Here is a 16,095-nt window from a genome sequence, read left to right on the forward strand (position 1 = left end):
GGTCGGGGCGACAGGACTCGAACTAGTCGCCCGGGATGGGTGGAAGTGGTGCCTCACTGACCGTTATGCGAGGTAGAACCGGTTTTGCCTCGCCGAAGAATGCGACACGATCACCCACCCGACGTCACAGTTGTACACTCGCTATCGCACGTATATTGCACGGGAGGATTAGGAGGGCGTGTGACCCCAAGCAGTGGACCGCCTAGCGATACGCGGCGACGACGGCGACGCGGATTCGGACACGTCCGCCGCCTCCCTTCGAAGCGGTACCAGGCGAGTTTCCTCAGTCCTGATGGGGAACGGGTCCTGGCGCCGACGACGTTCGAGGTGAAGATGGACGCCGAGGCCTGGCTCGCGACTCAGAGCGCAGCCATCACCGAGGGCCGGTGGAGGGCAATTCCACCGCACGAAATGGCCGAGCTCACCTTCGAGGACTACTCCGCGAGGTGGTTGGAGCGTCGTGAGTTGAAGCCGCGCACGCGGCGCGAGTACGAGAAGCTCCTGGCAGTGCTGCTGGAGAGATTTGGACGCCATCGGCTTGACACCATCACACCTACGGCGGTCCGTCATTGGCACGAGTCCTTGGACGCCACTAAACCCACCCGCCGAGCCCACCTCTACGCGCTGCTGCGCACCATCATGGGCACCGCTGTGACCGAGGAAGTCATCAAACTCAACCCCTGTCACCTCAAGGGAGCGGGAAAGGCGAAGCGAGCTCGCAAGATCAGGCCGGCCTCGCTGGCAGAGCTCGAGGTCATGACCGAAGCCCTGCCCGAACAGTGGCGCATGCTCCTGCAGCTAGCCTCGTGGTGCGCCCTGCGCTTCGGTGAACTCACTGAGCTTCGCAGGAGGGACGTGGACCTGACAGACGCGGTGCTTCGCGTCTCCCGAGGGGTGACATGGGTCTTGGGCGAGCCCGTCGTGGGGTCACCCAAGTCCGAGGCGGGTATTCGCGATGTAACGATCCCTCCCCACCTGCTGAAGCCTCTGGAAGCGCATCTCGATCACTTTGTGAGCCCGGGCCGTGAGTCATTGCTGTTCACGGCCGTGGGCGATCGGGTGCACCTCAACCATGGGACCTTCTACAAGGCGTTCAAGCGGTCTCGGACCGCTGCTGGACGAGAAGATCTTCGTCTGCATGACATGCGGCACACCGGAGCGGTGATGGCCGCTCAAGCCGGCGCGACGACCAGGGAGCTGATGGACAGACTCGGGCACACTACCTCCGAGATGGCCATGCGCTACCAGCACGTGGCAGAGGGGCGCCAAAGCGAGATTGCACGGCGACTCTCCGCGATGGCGGAAGGACGATCCCTCACCGGTGCGAAAGCCACCTGATTGTGCTGCACCCATGTGGGATGCCAACGACAGAGGACCCCGACGGGTTCGTCCGGCGATCCCGGTGAAGGTGGTGTGAACCAGCGGGACTTGCCCGTATCTCGTACCCCGGACCGAGGTGACAGCCACTGACGGAGGCTCCCAGGGTCTCCGAGATGATGATGACGCCGCACGGTGTCGACCCAGTGCTTCGTATCAGGACGGCCTGCGACGGCTCCTTGTGAGGTGTCAAGTCCATCCGGTCAAGTGAAGAGGGTTCATGATGGCTCATCCGGTTCGGCGCAATATTGCCCATCTCTCGGCTTCGGAGCGTCAGGCGTACATCGATGCCGTGTTGCAGGCGGATCTGCATGCGTTCTCGGACGGGGTGTCGTACTGGGATAAGCAGGATCAGATCCACCAGGCGACGCACAACCATGGTGACAATTCCTTCATCCCGTGGCATCGCGAGCTGGTCAACCGCTATGAGGCGTTGTTGCGGCAGTCCAACCCAGACGTCGCGTTGCACTACTGGGACTGGACGGAAGATCCACGGACCGCCTCAGATGGTCAGGGCGGCTCCGTTGACCTGACCGATCCATCGTTGTTCGGGACGTTCAGCGGCATGCTGAACGGTGCGTTGGCCAGTCTCCACAACGGTGGCGCCCTCCCGGGCAGCCGGGAGGACACCGGCGATCCGGCGGATCCGCCGCAGTCGGTGCAGCGGTCCGCATCGGTGGGCGACCCGGCCCTGGACTCGGATCAGGTCATCATTGATTCCAGCAACGGGATCGCCCAGGCGCAGCAGTGGACTGCGTTCCGGGTGGCCCTTGAGGGGGCCCACGGCGCAGCCCACGGTTACATCGGCGGGGACATCGGCGGTCAGCACCAGGCGTTCGAGGATCCGTTCGTGTTCCTGCTGCACTCGAACGTGGATCGGTTGTTCGCCCAGTGGCAGACGATCCCCGGTCAGGACTGGCGCCTCGACCCAGGCCAGGTGTACGGGGACCAGGCCACAACCACCGGGGTGGGTGGCATCCAGCACCCGCTGCAGCCGTGGGACGGCACCGTGCCGTTGGGCGCTCCCATGGAGCCCTGGGTCGGGGCCTCGCCCCTGATCGAGGTGAAGGACTGCCGTCATCCCTCGGTCGTGCGACCACCGTGCTACGACACGTTGCCGCTCAGCGTCGAGCAGATCGCGCCGATACCGCCGGCCGCCCTGAGCTTCGTCGATGTGGTCGAGCATCTGCCCACCGCCCGTGCGCTACGGCTCCGGGTGCGTGGGTGCGAGACGGTCACCGCCGCGGCGTCGGTGACCGCCCCGTTCACTGTGCTGTCCGCCTCCGTCACTTCCCCCGAGACCGAGGGTTTCGGCGTGACCGATCTGCTGGTGTGGGTGCTTTACACGCCGGGTGCGGCAGGAACCGCGGACACGGGGACGTTGACCGTGACCGCATCGCCCACCGGTGACGTGTTCACCGTGCCGATCACCGCCACCGTGGTGCAGAACCCCAGCGTGGGCACCTCGCTCGTGTTGGACACTTCCGGCAGCATGAGCCTGCCGTCGGGGTTACCGAACAAGGATCGGATGGGCGTCCTGCACGACGCCGCGCCACTGTTCGTCGCCCTGCTCGACCCCACCGACGGTGTGGGAGTGGTGCGGTTCGACACCGACGCGGCGCCCGTCACGGCCGTCGTCGACGCCGGGCCCACCATCGGCGGGGCGGGACGACTGGCGGCCCTGAACGCGATCTCGACCACGGCGACGAACCTCGCCGGCATGACGGCCATCGGCGACGGCCTGGAAGCTGCCGCCGCACAGCTGGCCTCCGTCGCCGCGGGCTACGACTCGACCGCCACGATCGTGTTCACCGACGGCAACGAGACCGCCGAACGCACCATCGCGCAGGCGGCAGCCTCGGTCAACAGCCGCGTGTTCGCGATAGGCCTAGGAACAGCCGACCAGCTCAACCCCGGCGCCCTGTCCGACATCGCCAACGGCACCGGCGGATACCTGCTCCTCACCGGTAACCCCGGCGTGGACGACCAGCTGCTCCTGCAGAAGTACTTCGCCCAGGTCCTGGCGGGGGCCACCAATGCCGCCATCGTCGTCGACCCGGCGGGATTCGTCCCAGTCGGAGGCAAGGTGATCGTGCCGTTCGACCTCACCGACGCCGATATCCGCACCGACGTTGTGATCCTCGGGGAGATGGCGCGGGTACTACGGGTCGAGATTATCGCCCCGGACGGAACCAGCCTCACGGCCGGCGCGGGCGCCGATGAGTCACTCGGGGAGGCGTTCAGGGTCCTCCGGGTCGTGCCCGCTGACGTCCTCCCCTCACCGGCCGGGGCGGCGGGCCAATGGCAGGCGGTGCTGTCGGTCGACGAGCGTGAACTCAAGAACCGGCTGGCCAGGCTGCGTAAGGAGCTGGGCCAAATTGAGGGTGGCGACCGTGTGTTCAAGCGGATCTTGACGGCGGTCGACACACACGGCGTCCCGTTCACCCTCAGCGTTCAGGCCCGCAGCGCCCTGCGGATGACAGCTGCGCTCAGCCAACTGTCACGGCTTCCCGGTCACGCTGGGCTACTCGAGGTAACCCTGACTGACAGCGGAGTGCCCCTCTCGGGCCGTGCCGCCGTGCACGCTGGTGTCACCTCACCCACCGGCACCACGTCGACGGTGACCTTGGCCGAAGCCGAACCCGGCCTCTACCGCGGCGAAATCCCGACCTCGGTCTCCGGGGTCTACCGGATCCTCGTCAGCGCCGTCGGCGCCGACCTTCGCGGTGCCCGATTCACCCGCGAAGAGCTGCGAACCTTGGCCGTCTGGGCACGGGGCGACGACAGCTCACCGGTTGTCACCCACCCCGGCACAGGGAGCGGCACGTCGGGCATGGATGTCTGTGGGCTGCTCCTGTGCCTGCTCCGGGACGACAGCATCCGCGACCTCCTCAAACGCCACGAGGTGGACCCCGACGTCGTCGCGCGCTGCGTCAAACGAGCGTGCGGTTGAGACGCGACTCATCAGTGCGTGTGCCAACGCTAGGTGGCGGGCGGAGGATGAGCGAGAAAGAGCACCCTCAGCCCGTTGGCCGGAAGTCCTAGGCTGTGCGGGACGAAGGAGGACTAATGATTGAAGAGACCCGTCGCCCCGCTGCCGTCCAGGTGAGGCGCTTGAGTCATCTGAGTTTCGAGGCCCGCAACGAGCGCGGGGGCACCCTCGCCATAGGGAGCGGCGACAGCGACGACTTCACCCCTGTGGAGCTGTTGATGGCGGCGATCGCCGGCTGTGGCGCCATCGACGTGGACCTGATCACGCATCGCCGCTCCGAGCCGGACTCGTTCGACGTCGAGGTAACGGCCTCGAAGGTGAAGGACTCCACCGGGAACCGGCTGGAGGACATCGAGGTCACCTTCCGCGTCACCTTCCCGGAGGGCGACGACGGGGATCGCGCCCGCATCCTCCTGGGCCGAGGCATCCAGCAGGCGCACGACCGGCTGTGCACGGTGTCGCGGACCATCGAACTTGGCACCCCCGTCACGATGAAGGGCGCCGCCTCCGACGTGTGAGGGGCCGTCGTCCGCTCACCGCGTAATTCCCGTCACCCGGGAATGATTCGGGGCACCAGACGGTTTGCAGCCATGCGAGACGAAGCTCGCGAGCCATACCGGAAGGACCGTTTGATGAATCACCCACGTCATATCGTGCGAGCCCTGGCAGGGATGTTCGCCACCGGCCTCATGCTGACGGGGTGCGCCAGTCCTGCCGGTAACGAGCCCCCCAGCGTCGGATCGTCGTCCGCGACCAGCGCCTCGGCCGCGTTCGACGCCGACGCGTCGATCGAGATCGGCTCCCTGTATGAGCCCAGCAACCTCAGCAACGTCGACGCGGGTGGTCAGGGTGTCACGGAGGCCTTCAACGGCAACGTGTACGAGTCGTTGATCAAGCTCAACGACGACGGCTCGCTGACCCACCTGTTGGCTGAGGACTACCAGGTCAGCGATGACGGTCTCACCTATACCTTCACCCTCCGGGAGGGGGTCACCTTCCACTCAGGGAAGGAGTTCACCTCAGCCGATGTGAAGGCCAGCTTCGAGCGCGTCACCTCGGAGGCGTCGCAGGCGGCGCGCAAGAGCAGCTACGCCGTCGTCGAGTCGGTGGCGACCCCGGACGACCAGACGGTCGAGTTCACGCTGAAGAACCGGTCCATCTCGTTTCCCTACCTGATGGCCTACGTGTGGATCGTCAACCCTGACCTGGCCGACGCGAAGGCGGAGGCCGATGGCACGGGGCCCTACGTTTTCGACGAGTGGCAGCGGGGCAGCACGCTGAGCATCGTCCGCAACGACGACTACTGGGGCGAGCCGGCGAAGAACGCCCGCGCCACGTTCCACTACTACACCGACGCGAGTGCCGAGTCGAACGCACTGCTGACCGGTGAGATCGACATGGTCACCACGATCCAGAGCCCCGACGCCCTGACCCCGTTCGAGGGCAGCGGCGACTTCCAGATCAGCGAGGGCACCTCCACCACCAAGGAGCTCCTGGCGTTCAACGATCGCGTGGCACCGTTCGACGACGCCCGCGTCCGTCGCGCCGTGTACTCCGCCGTCGACCGCGAGAAGCTGCTGGAGTCCATCTGGGCGGGGCGCGGCCAGCTCATCGGCTCCATGGTGCCCCCCACTGACCCGTGGTACGAGGACCTGACCTCGGTCAACCCGTACGACCCTGAGCTGTCCAAGCAGCTGCTCGACGAGGCGGGCCTGGCCGACGGGTTCACGTTCACGCTGCAGACGCCCAACTACGACCCGCACCCGGCCGTGGCCGAGTTCCTGAAGTCCGAGCTCGCGAAGGTGGGCATCACCGTCGACATCAAGGTGATCACCGCCGACGAGTGGTACTCCGTGGTGTTCAAGGAGCGTGCGTTCGAAGCCACCCTGCAGGAGCACGTCAACGACCGCGACGTGGTCTGGTATGGCAACCCGGACTTCTACTGGGGCTACGACAACGCCGACGTGCAGCGTCTCGTAGGCGAGGCCGAGCAGGCCGCCACCCCGGAGGAGCAGGCCGCCAAGCTCAAGGAGGCCAACACCATCATCGCCACGGAGGCGGCCAGCAACTGGCTCTACCTCTATCCGCAGATCGTGGTGGCGAGCAGCGAGGTGTCCGGGTTCCCGGTCAACGGCCTGAACTCGCAGTTCTACGTGTACAACATCACCAAGGCCTGAGTAGTTCTGAGCGTCACAACACAGGAGGGCGGTGTGCCGGACCATGGGTAGTTACCTGGCCCGGCGCGCCGCCTTCCTGCTGATGTCGTTCGTCCTGGCGATGCTGCTGATCTTCGTCCTGCTGCGGCTCCTGCCCGGCGACCCCGCCAACGCCCTGCTCTCGGTCGACGCCACCCCGGAACAGATCGAGGCCGCGCAGCAGCAGGTGGGCTCCAACCTTCCCGTCCACGAACAGCTGGTGCGGTGGGTCGGGGACGTGATGCGACTCGACCTGGGCACCTCGTTCATCTCCGGCACCCCCGTGCTGCCAGACATCGTGTCCCGGTTGGAGGTGACGCTGCCGCTGACCCTGATCTCCTTCGTCATCTCCGTCCTTCTCGCCAGCGGGATCGGGTACGTCGCGGCGGCTCGGTCTCACACGCGACTCGGGGTCGCCGTGACCGCTGTGGCGCAGCTCGGCATCGCGGTGCCCGTCTTCTGGATCGGGATCCTTCTGGTGTGGCTGTTCGCGTTGGAGCTTCGTCTGTTCCCGTCCGGGGGGTTCCCGCGAGAGGGCTGGGCCGACCCGCTCGCGGCGCTGCGTTCACTGTTCCTTCCGGCCACCACGATCGTGATCGTCATGACTGCCTCGCTGGTGCGCTATGTCCGGTCTGCCACGCTCGACGTTCTGGAGAGCGACTACCTCCGCAATGCGCAGGCGTTGGGCAGCGGCTTCGGCGAGGCGTTCCTGCGCCACGGCGTCCGCAACGCCTCGGTGCCCGTCATCTCGATCCTGGGGATCGAGCTCGCGTCCACACTGCTGGGCGCCGTGGTGGTGGAGAGCGTGTTCACGCTGCCCGGGTTGGGGAGCATGCTCACCAAAGCCATCGCCCAGCATGACTACCCCAGCATCCAGGGGATCCTTCTGGTGACCACGTTCTTCGTGCTGATCGTCGGTTTCGCCGCCGACGTGGTGCAGCGCATCGTCGACCCGCGCCTGCGGTCCAGCCTTTCCGGGGCGCACGCGTGAGCGCCGGGATCGAGATCCGAAGCGCGCCCGAGCCGATCGCCCCGGCGCCGGCTCGACGGCGGGGTATGCCGGTGAGCCTCCTGGTGGGGCTGGTGTTGTTGGCTGCCGTGGGGATCGTCGGGTTGGTGTCGGTCTTCTGGTTGCCCTACGACCTCGCCGACACCACTGGTGGACGGCTCGAGGCCCCCGGACCTGATCACTGGTTGGGCACGGACAAGCTTGGCCGCGACACCGCCAGCTTCGTCATGGTGGGCACGAGGATCGCACTGACGGTCGGTCTCAGCAGCATGGCGATAGCGATGGCCATCGGCGTCATCGTCGGCCTGCTCGCCGCGTTCGCCACCGGCTGGGTCGACGACGTGCAGTCCTCTCTCCTGGACGTGGTGATCGCCTTCCCCACGCTATTGCTCGCGATGTTGATCGGCGCCATGCAGGGCGCCAGCCTGACCTCGGCGGTGGTCTCGATCGGATTGGCAGCCTCGGCGGTGGTGGCGCGACTCACCCGCATCCTGGCCAAAGGGCTGCTGCGGCGGCAGTTCGTCACCGCTGCCCGCACGTCGGGCACCAGTTGGCTTCGTATCGTGTTCATCCACCTGCTGCCCAACATGTGGCCCACGCTCGTGGTGACCGCCGCGCTCATCTTCGGCACCGCGGTCCTCGCGGAGGCGAGCCTCTCGTACCTCGGACTGGGGGTCCCGCCGCCCAACTCGTCGCTGGGCCGTCTGTTGCAGGGCGCGCAGAGCACCGTGCTGACCGCCCCGTGGGGCGCCGTCGCGCCGGGCGTGGTCATTGTGGCGATCGTGCTGGGGGCGAACTCTCTGGCCGACGGCCTACGCGAGCGGTACGATCCGACCCGGCGGGAGCGCAGATGAGCATCGAGGTTGAGGATCTCAGCATCACGGTCGCGGGATCCGGCAAGCGCGTCGTCGACGGCATCTCGTTCAGCCTGGACCCGGGCGAACGGGTCGGGATCATCGGCGAGTCTGGCTCGGGGAAGTCGGTCACCACCTTGGCGCTGCTAGGCCTGTTGCCCCGGTCACTGACGTCCTCAGGGTCTGTTCGCGTCGACGGCACCCAGATCGTCGGCGCCTCCAAGAAGCAGGTGCTGGGGATCCGGGGACGCCGGATGGCGAAGATCTTCCAGGACCCCTCCACCGCGCTCGATCCCCTCACCCGTGTCGGCGACCTGATCGCCGAGCCCCTCCGGCGGCACCAAGGCTTGCGTGGACACGCTGTGAAGGGCGCCGTCGAGCGGGCGTTGGCAGAGGTAGCGCTACCCGACACCCAGCGGCTGTCGCGGGCGTTCCCCCACGAAATCTCTGGCGGGCAGCGGCAGCGCGTCGCCATTGCGATGGCACTGGCCTGCCGACCAGCTGTCCTCATCGCCGACGAACCGACCACGGCCCTCGACGTCACCGTCCAGGCCGAGATCCTCGACCTCATCCGTCGACTCTGTGCCGATCATGGGATGGGCCTGGTGTTCGTATCCCACGACATCGCTGTCGTCTCGCAGACCGTCAGCCGCGCGCTGGTCATGCAGGGCGGGCGGATTGTCGAGAGGGGTCCGATCGATCAGATCGTCCACGCACCGACCGACCCGTACACGCGCCGGCTCGTCGCCAGCGCCCGCGCACTCGACGAGGCACTCACCACGGGGAGCATCTCGTGACCAAGCCACCGCTGCTCGCCTTCGAATCCGTAGGCTTCACCTACCACGGCGCCACCGACCCCGCCCTGAACCGCGTCACTTTCGCGCTGCCCAGCGGGGAAAGCCTCGGGATCGTCGGCGAGTCGGGCTCAGGCAAGTCCACCGCACTGAAACTGCTGCTCGCGCTCCACCCGCCCACCGTCGGCCGGGTCCTCTTCGACGGGGCGGAGCTGAACCTGCGGGACCGCCACCAGTTGCGTGAGCTGCGCCAAACGGTGCAGCCCGTGTTCCAGGACCCCTACGCCTCACTGGACCCAAGGATGCGCGTCGACAAGATCGTCGCCGAGCCGCTGGTGTCACTGGGCATCAGCCGATCGTCGGCCGATCGGCGTGCCCGAGTGGCGGCCGCGATCGAGGAGGTGGGCCTGGACGTCGACACCCTCGCCCGCTACCCCCACGAGTTCTCCGGAGGCCAACGGCAACGGATCGCCATCGCCCGGGCCCTGGTCACGGACCCAGCCGTCCTGGTGGCCGACGAGCCGGTCAGCGCCCTGGACGTCACCACCCGCATCGAGGTGATCGACTTGCTGGCCCGACTCCGCCGCGAGCGACAGTTGAGCATCGTGATGGTCTCCCACGACATGAGCGTGGTCGCCGCACTGTGCGACACCACAGTGGTCCTCAAAGACGGCACGGTCATCGAAGCGGGAGAGACCATGTCGATCCTGAACGACCCACACGAGGCGTACACGCGCCAGCTCATCAGTGCAATTCCCCGCCTCCACGCCGGTTCCCGCTGATCACCCGGGCGTAACCTAGCGCCGAGCCGCGTCGGCCTGGTCTGCGCGTCGGGCGGAGGGCCTGTGCGGTGAGCGCAGGCGTCGAAGGGTCAGTGCGGTGTCGATGGCTGCGTGGGCGGCTTCGTGGCCTTTGTCCTCGATTGAGTCGGCGAGTCCGGCTCGGGCGAGCGCTTGGTCTTCGGTGTCGCAGGTCAGGAGGCCGAAGCCGACGGGGGTGGCGTGGTCGAGTGCGACTCGGGTGAGTCCGTCGGTGGCGGCGGAGCACACGTAGTCGAAGTGGGGGGTGCCGCCGCGGATGACGACGCCGAGTGCGACGACGGCGTCGTGGGTGCTGGCCACCGCGTCGGCGGCGACGGGCAGCTCGAAGCTGCCGGGGACTCGGATCACTGTCGGTTCGGTGCCGGCCTCGGTGCAGGCGCGGAGTGCGCCGGCGAGGAGGCCGTCCATCACTTCCGTGTGCCAGCTGGCCGCGACGATGGCGACGGTGAGTCCGCGGGCGTCGACGTCGCGCGTTTCTGGGGCGCCGTGTCTGCTCATGTCAGTGCTCTTTCCTGCTCGGGTGGGAGGTCGGGGATGAGGTGTCCCATGCGGTCGCGTTTGGTGGTGAGGTAGGCGAGGTTGTGAGTCCCTGGTGGGACGACTAGGGAGACTCGTCCGGCGACGTTGGTGCCGAGCTGTTGGAGTGCGGTGACTTTGGTGGGGTTGTTGGTCATCAGGCGTATGGCGTCGACGCCGAGGTCGCGGATGATCTGCGCGGCCAGGGTGTAGCGGCGGGCGTCGACGGGGAGCCCGAGGTCGGTGTTGGCGTCGACGGTGTCTCGTCCGGTCTCCTGGAGGGCGTAGGCGTTGATCTTGGCCACCAGGCCGATGCCGCGACCCTCGTGCCCGCGCAGGTAGATGAGCAGGCCGCGGCCTTCGGCTGCGATCCTGGCCAGCGCGAGGTCGAGTTGGGGTCCGCAGTCGCAGCGGGTGCTGCCGAACACGTCGCCGGTGAGGCATTCGGAGTGGACGCGGGTCAGGACTGGTTCGGGGCCGGTGAGGTCGCCGAGCGCCAGGGCCACCTGTTCCTCGCCGTCGAGTTTGCTGCGGTAGCCGAGCGCGCGGAAGTCGCCGTGTCGGGTGGGGAGCAGGGCCTCGGTGACGCGCTCGACGAGCTGCTCGGCGCGTTCGCGGTGGGCGGCGAGGTCGTCGATGGAGATCATCGCGAGGCCGTGTTGGTCGGCGAAGTCGCGGAGCTGCTGGCCGCGTTTCATGGTGCCGTCGTCGTTGACGATCTCCACGAGGACGCCCACGGGCTGCAGCCCGGCGAGCCTGGCCAGGTCGACGGCGGCCTCGGTGTGTCCGCGGCGTGCCAGCACGCCGCCCTCTCGGTAGCGCAGCGGGAAGACGTGGCCAGGGCGGGTGAGGTCTGCGGGTTGCGTGTCGGGGTCTGCCAGGACCTGGACGGTGTGGGCGCGGTCGGCGGCGCTGATTCCGGTGCTCACGCCGTGGCGGGCGTCGACGGTGACGGTGAACGCGGTGCGGTACTGGTCGTCGTTGTCGCGGGTCATCAGCGGAATCTGCATGCGGTCCAGCAGGTCTCCGGGCATGGGGGCGCAGATCACGCCGCTGGAGTGCCGGATTGTGAAGGCCATCAGCTCGGCGGTGGCCTTCTCGGCGGCGAAGATGATGTCGCCCTCGTTCTCGCGGGACTCGTCGTCGACCACCACCACGGCCTGCCCCGCGGCGATGTCGGCGATTGCCCGCTCGATGGTGTCCAGCCGGATCATTGCGTGACCAGCCGCTCGACGTATTTGGCGATGATGTCGACCTCCAGGTTGACAGGGTCGCCAACCTGCCGGAGGCCCAGGGTGGTGCGGGCCAGGGTCTCAGGGATCAGACCGACGGTGAACGTCCCGGCCTCGTCGTCGACCTCGACGACCGTGAGGCTGGTGCCGTCCACGGCGATCGATCCTTTCGCTACAACGTAGCGGGCCAGCGCTGTGGGCAGTGAGAACGTGACGGTGTCCCAGTGCTCGCTCGGCTCGCGGGACACGACGTGGCCGGTGCCGTCGACGTGTCCCTGGACGATGTGGCCGCCGAGACGTGCGGTCGCGGTGACCGGACGTTCGAGGTTGACAGGGCTGCCTGGTACGAGGGATCCGAGGGAGGTCTTGTCGAGGGTCTCCTGCATCAGATCGGCGGTGAATGCGGCGCCGTCGAGGGTCACGACGGTCAGACAACAGCCGTTGACGGCGATCGACTCGCCCGGGGCGGCGTCGCTCGTGACCAGGGGCCCGGCGATCGTCAGACGCAGCGCGTCAGGGTAGGGCTCGAGGGCCACCACGTGGCCCAGTTCTTCGACGATTCCGGTGAACATCAGCATTCTCCTTCGAGGGTGGTTCGGCGCAGGGTGAGCCGAAGGTTGGCCTGGTCGCCAGGGTCGAGCGGGGGGAGGAGGGTGACGTCGATGAGGGTGAGTTGCAAGGCGTCGCCGATAGTGGTGATGCCGAGGTCGCCGATCACGGGGCTGCCGGCTCCCAGCAGGGTCGGCGCCACGTAGGCCACCACCTCGTCGATCAGGCCCTCGTGGAGGAACGGGGCCGCCAGGGTGGGGCCGCCTTCCAGGAGCACGTGGCGCCGCTGAAGCCGGTGCAGTTCGGCGAGCGCAGCCCGTGGATCACGGGTGCGCAGGTGCACCGTCTCGCCAGCATCGTCGAGCACCCGACTTCCCGGCTTCGGCTCGCGCAGCCCCATGACGACGCGCAGTGGCTGGGTCCCGAGAAGGGCGCCGTCGCGGTGGCGGACCGTGAGGTGTGGGTCGTCGACGGCCACAGTGCCGGTCCCGGCGAGGATGACGTCGCAGCGTGCGCGAAGCCGGTGCGCGTCTGCACGCGCGGCGCGCGAGGACACCCAGCGTGAACTGCCGTCAGCGGCGGCCGTGCGCCCGTCGAGTGTCGCGGCGAACTTCCACGTCACGTACGGCCGACCCCGGGTGACAGCGACCGTCCACTGGCGGTTCACCTCAGCCGACTCATCGGCGAGCACCCCGCCCTCGACGTCGACGCCCGCGTCACGCAGCCGCCCGGCGCCGCCCGCCGCCTCCGGATTGGGATCAGCTTGGGCGAACACCACCCGACGCACCCCGGCCGAGATCAACGCCTCGGTGCACGGCCCGGTCCGGCCCGTGTGGTTGCACGGCTCGAGCGTGACGACAGCAGTCGCCCCCCTCGCGAGGTCGCCGGCTGCGGCGAGCGCGTCGACCTCAGCGTGCGGCGTGCCCGCGCCGCGGTGGTGCCCCTCGGCGATGGGACGACCCTCAGGTGAGAGCATCACGCAGCCCACGCGCGGGTTCGGCCCGAACGGTGCGTCGTCCATGACGGCCAGGTCGAGGGCGCGTCTCATGGCAGCCAGTTCTGCCGGTGATTCGGTCACGGCGCCCCACTTCCCATTTCGGGCGCGTTCGGGGGCAACACGATCAGGCGGCAGGTACGCTGCCGCTGACCGTAGCGTGCGCTTCCCATCCGGACTTTGACCGTCGGTCCAGGAGTTCCACCTGGTCAACCGGCCAACAAGTTGGCCGGGTCGCGGACTATCACCGCCGGTGCGGAATTTCACCGCCCCCAGAGCACGCATACGTGTATCTCCGGGCAAGGATGCATCCGCGAGCCCCGGCAGTCAATTCCGAGAACGTCAACCGTGGCGGGGTGACTCTGATGTGGCTGCTGTATCTCTACGCAAGTCCGGGCTTCTCGGAGGAGTTGGGCGGCTACTCATAGCCCGCTGATGAGGGGGGCCTTGCCGAGCGGGGTGCGGGCAAGGTCGTGAACTGCGGTGAAGCCCATGTGGATATCGTCGCTGACGCCTGCGGCTGCGAGTCCGGCTCGGAGTCGGCGGGTGATCTGGTGGAGGTCCACCTGTTGGTCGGGGTCCACGATTCGTACCGTGATCCCCTCGTTGGTTTGTTGGACCTGCCAGCCGTGGACGGCTACCGGTTCGAGGGCGTCGTGGAACACGCCGGGCTGAACCTGCACGGGTTCTCCGGTCTTGCTGTGCATGCGGAGGGTCGCTTCGGTGCGGCCGGCGACGGTGTCGAGGCACCGGAAGGGTAGTCCACACTTGCAGGGTTGGGTGGCCAGCCGGATGGAGTCGGTCAGTTCGTAGCGGATCAGTGGCAGGGTGCGGCTGAAGAGGACGGTGGCCAGGAGACGGTCGGCCAGTTGGCCGTCGGGGACGGGCCGGTAGGTGTTGTCGACGGGTTCGATGATGACGAAGTCCTCGTACAGGTGCATCGAGCCGTGGCTGCAGGTCGAGGCGATGGTGGCGGTTTCTGTGGCGGCGTAGGTGTTGATCACCTGCACGCCCCAGGCGTCGATGGCCGCCTGACGGGCTGGAGGCAACTGCTCCTCGGAGGCGGTGATCACCTTCTCCGGCGAGATGTGGAGGTTCCCGGTTGTCTGGGCTTCGGCCAGTGGCGTCAGCATCGAGGCGTAACACACCAGTAGTCGGGGCTGGAACCGGTTCAGCGCCTGAACCAGGTCTGCGATGGGCTGTGTGGCGTCGAGTCGGAGGGTGGGGACCAGGGGGTTGCGCAGGGAGGCGCCGACAACCGCTGACTGGTGGGCGGGGTTGCGGGTGGACACGATCGCGGTCGGCACACGCCGGCGTGGACCGACCTTCACCTGGGCCCAGTCGTTGACGCGGGCGTAGGAGGAGAGGATGCGGTGTCAAGTTCCGGCTTTGATGGAGGCATGGATTGCACGCTCGGGCTCGTCGAAGGGCTGGGTGCAGGCCGTCGCGTGTGCTCTGGCGCTGTAGTGGGCGGTCTCGTATTCGACGGGTGGGATCAGGCCGATCTCTCCGTGGAGGCGCCGATGGTTGTACCAGTGGACCCATTCGACCACCGCGATCTCGAGGTCGTCGATCGAGCGCCAGGGGCCGCGATTGCGGACGAGTTCGCCCTTGAACAGGGAGTTGAGGGCCTCGGCCATGGCGTTGTCGTAGGAGTCGCCGCGGGAGCCGACCGAGGCGACTGCTCCTGCCTCGGCGAGCCGTTCGGTGTAGCGGATGGCCACGTATTGGGTTCCTCTGTCGGAGTGGTGGACGAGCTGGCTGGTGTCGTGTCCGTCGCGGGCCCGGGTCCACAGGCCCATCTCGAGGGCGTCGAGGGCCAGATCGGTGCGCAAGCTGGTGGAGACCTGCCAGCCCACGATGCGGCGGGAGAACACGTCGAGGACGAAGGAGACGTAGACCCAGCCGGCGAAGGTGCGCACATAGGTGATATCGGCGACCCACAGCTGGTTCGGCGTGTCGGCGCGGAACTGGCGCTCGACCAGGTCGGGGCGCAGGTCCGGCCCGTTGCCGGGCTGGGTGGTGCGGGGGCTCTTCGAGCGGATCAGGCCGCGTAACCCCAGCTCGCGCATCAGCCGACGGGTGGTGCATCGTGCGATCAGGCCGGAGCCCGTCGGGTGGCAGGCGTGCCCGGCGATGCCCTCGCGAACCAGCTGCGCATGGACCTTGCGCACCCCGTACACGCCGTAGTTGTCGCGGTGCACGCGGGCGATCTCGACCCTCAACTCCTCATCGCGCACCGCGCGCGGCGAGGGTGGCCGCGACCGGGCGGAGTAGTACGTCGACGGGGCGATCTTGGCGCCGGCCTCGGTGAGGACCTGACAGATCGGCTCGACCCCGACCTCGCGCCCATCGACCACGTCATGGCGATGGGCGTCGATGTAGGCGACTACCTGGGGTTGGGGCGGTCGAGCTCCGCCGCGAAGAAAGCCGCCGAGGTCTTCAAGATGTGGTTGGCCCGACGCAGCTCGCGCACTTCCCGCTCAAGCTCAACCAGCCGCTGCGCGTCCGAGGTCGTGGTGCCCGGCCGGGTACCCTCGTCGACCTCTGCCTGGGACACCCAGCCGCGTAGCGTCTCCGGGTTGATCCCTAGCTGCTCCCCGATCCGGCGGATCGCCCCCGGCCGTGACGCCGGGTCCTTCCTCGCCTCCAATGTGAGCCGGATCGCCCGCTCACGCAACTCGTCGGGATACTTCCGTAGTGCTGGCATCCGATGCCCTCCTTCGTGACTTGGATGCCTCCATCAAACCCGACACTTGACA

The 16,095-nt window shown here is 67.7% G+C and carries 14 protein-coding genes and 1 riboswitch; of the genes, 8 read left to right on the top strand and 6 right to left on the bottom strand.

The window, feature by feature from the left end; all coding sequences use genetic code 11:
- Nucleotides 1-99: 99 nt before the first annotated feature.
- The 8 genes from ACZK5D_RS05255 to ACZK5D_RS05290 all read left to right on the top strand — a co-directional run bounded on the left by ACZK5D_RS05255 (nucleotide 100) and on the right by ACZK5D_RS05290 (nucleotide 10,003).
- Nucleotides 100-1,338: a site-specific integrase gene (locus tag ACZK5D_RS05255; protein WP_527252169.1), complete on the top strand. Its 1,239-nt coding sequence runs from the start codon at nucleotides 100-102 to the stop codon at nucleotides 1,336-1,338.
- Between the two features lie 331 nt (nucleotides 1,339-1,669).
- Nucleotides 1,670-4,330 (top strand): tyrosinase family protein, encoded by a 2,661-nt coding sequence (locus ACZK5D_RS05260; RefSeq protein WP_463664519.1) that lies wholly within the window; start codon nucleotides 1,670-1,672, stop codon nucleotides 4,328-4,330.
- Nucleotides 4,331-4,482: 152 nt separating this feature from the next.
- Complete coding sequence (locus ACZK5D_RS05265) at nucleotides 4,483-4,887, top strand: OsmC family protein (protein WP_463664543.1); 405 nt, start codon at nucleotides 4,483-4,485, stop codon at nucleotides 4,885-4,887.
- A 114-nt stretch (nucleotides 4,888-5,001) separates the two neighbouring features.
- Nucleotides 5,002-6,546, top strand: a complete 1,545-nt coding sequence (locus ACZK5D_RS05270; RefSeq protein WP_463664520.1) for an ABC transporter substrate-binding protein — start codon at nucleotides 5,002-5,004, stop codon at nucleotides 6,544-6,546.
- A gap of 43 nt (nucleotides 6,547-6,589) precedes the next feature.
- A complete protein-coding gene (locus tag ACZK5D_RS05275) occupies nucleotides 6,590-7,555 on the top strand; it encodes an ABC transporter permease (protein ID WP_463664521.1) in 966 nt (321 codons plus the stop codon).
- A 65-nt stretch (nucleotides 7,556-7,620) separates the two neighbouring features.
- The gene (locus ACZK5D_RS05280) at nucleotides 7,621-8,427 is read left to right on the top strand and encodes an ABC transporter permease (RefSeq protein WP_463664544.1); all 807 of its coding nucleotides are present in this window, start codon (nucleotides 7,621-7,623) and stop codon (nucleotides 8,425-8,427) included.
- The gene (locus tag ACZK5D_RS05285; RefSeq protein WP_463664522.1) at nucleotides 8,424-9,224 is read left to right on the top strand and encodes an ABC transporter ATP-binding protein; all 801 of its coding nucleotides are present in this window, start codon (nucleotides 8,424-8,426) and stop codon (nucleotides 9,222-9,224) included. The genes ACZK5D_RS05280 and ACZK5D_RS05285 overlap by 4 nt, the downstream gene beginning before the upstream one ends.
- Nucleotides 9,221-10,003: an ABC transporter ATP-binding protein gene (locus tag ACZK5D_RS05290; protein WP_463664523.1), complete on the top strand. Its 783-nt coding sequence runs from the start codon at nucleotides 9,221-9,223 to the stop codon at nucleotides 10,001-10,003. The genes ACZK5D_RS05285 and ACZK5D_RS05290 overlap by 4 nt, the downstream gene beginning before the upstream one ends.
- A gap of 15 nt (nucleotides 10,004-10,018) precedes the next feature.
- On the opposite strand, the gene ribH is transcribed toward ACZK5D_RS05290, so the two are convergent.
- From ribH to ACZK5D_RS05320, 6 genes are all read right to left on the bottom strand, one after another.
- Nucleotides 10,019-10,540: a 6,7-dimethyl-8-ribityllumazine synthase gene (gene ribH / locus ACZK5D_RS05295; protein ID WP_463664524.1), complete on the bottom strand. Its 522-nt coding sequence runs from the start codon at nucleotides 10,538-10,540 to the stop codon at nucleotides 10,019-10,021.
- Nucleotides 10,537-11,772 (bottom strand): bifunctional 3,4-dihydroxy-2-butanone-4-phosphate synthase/GTP cyclohydrolase II, encoded by a 1,236-nt coding sequence (locus ACZK5D_RS05300; RefSeq protein ID WP_463664525.1) that lies wholly within the window; start codon nucleotides 11,770-11,772, stop codon nucleotides 10,537-10,539. Before ACZK5D_RS05300 ends, ribH begins: the two co-directional genes overlap by 4 nt.
- Nucleotides 11,769-12,362, bottom strand: coding sequence for a riboflavin synthase (locus ACZK5D_RS05305; protein ID WP_463664526.1), 594 nt, complete (start codon nucleotides 12,360-12,362; stop codon nucleotides 11,769-11,771). Before ACZK5D_RS05305 ends, ACZK5D_RS05300 begins: the two co-directional genes overlap by 4 nt.
- Nucleotides 12,362-13,387 (bottom strand): bifunctional diaminohydroxyphosphoribosylaminopyrimidine deaminase/5-amino-6-(5-phosphoribosylamino)uracil reductase RibD, encoded by a 1,026-nt coding sequence (gene ribD, locus ACZK5D_RS05310; RefSeq protein WP_463664527.1) that lies wholly within the window; start codon nucleotides 13,385-13,387, stop codon nucleotides 12,362-12,364. Before ribD ends, ACZK5D_RS05305 begins: the two co-directional genes overlap by 1 nt.
- Before the next feature lie 102 nt (nucleotides 13,388-13,489).
- A riboswitch (FMN riboswitch) is annotated at nucleotides 13,490-13,618 on the bottom strand.
- 137 nt (nucleotides 13,619-13,755) lie between these two features.
- Complete coding sequence (locus ACZK5D_RS05315; protein ID WP_463664528.1) at nucleotides 13,756-14,640, bottom strand: phenylacetate--CoA ligase family protein; 885 nt, start codon at nucleotides 14,638-14,640, stop codon at nucleotides 13,756-13,758.
- 69 nt (nucleotides 14,641-14,709) lie between these two features.
- A protein-coding gene (locus ACZK5D_RS05320) for an IS3 family transposase (protein ID WP_463664529.1) occupies nucleotides 14,710-16,043 on the bottom strand; the annotation gives its coding sequence in 2 pieces (ribosomal slippage) (nucleotides 14,710-15,764 and nucleotides 15,764-16,043; 1,335 coding nt in all).
- Nucleotides 16,044-16,095 lie beyond the last annotated feature (52 nt).

The sequence above is a fragment of the Tessaracoccus yangjingae genome (assembly GCF_055326235.1).

Coding starts and splice junctions, on each gene's coding strand:
- ACZK5D_RS05300 (WP_463664525.1), bottom strand. CDS start 11,772: ATGATCCGGCTGGACACCATCGAGCGGGCAATCGCCGACATCGCCGCG.
- ACZK5D_RS05270 (WP_463664520.1), top strand. CDS start 5,002: ATGAATCACCCACGTCATATCGTGCGAGCCCTGGCAGGGATGTTCGCC.
- ACZK5D_RS05275 (WP_463664521.1), top strand. CDS start 6,590: ATGGGTAGTTACCTGGCCCGGCGCGCCGCCTTCCTGCTGATGTCGTTC.
- ribH (WP_463664524.1), bottom strand. CDS start 10,540: ATGAGCAGACACGGCGCCCCAGAAACGCGCGACGTCGACGCCCGCGGA.
- ACZK5D_RS05255 (WP_527252169.1), top strand. CDS start 100: ATGCGACACGATCACCCACCCGACGTCACAGTTGTACACTCGCTATCG.
- ACZK5D_RS05280 (WP_463664544.1), top strand. CDS start 7,621: ATGCCGGTGAGCCTCCTGGTGGGGCTGGTGTTGTTGGCTGCCGTGGGG.
- ACZK5D_RS05305 (WP_463664526.1), bottom strand. CDS start 12,362: ATGTTCACCGGAATCGTCGAAGAACTGGGCCACGTGGTGGCCCTCGAG.
- ribD (WP_463664527.1), bottom strand. CDS start 13,387: ATGAGACGCGCCCTCGACCTGGCCGTCATGGACGACGCACCGTTCGGG.
- ACZK5D_RS05285 (WP_463664522.1), top strand. CDS start 8,424: ATGAGCATCGAGGTTGAGGATCTCAGCATCACGGTCGCGGGATCCGGC.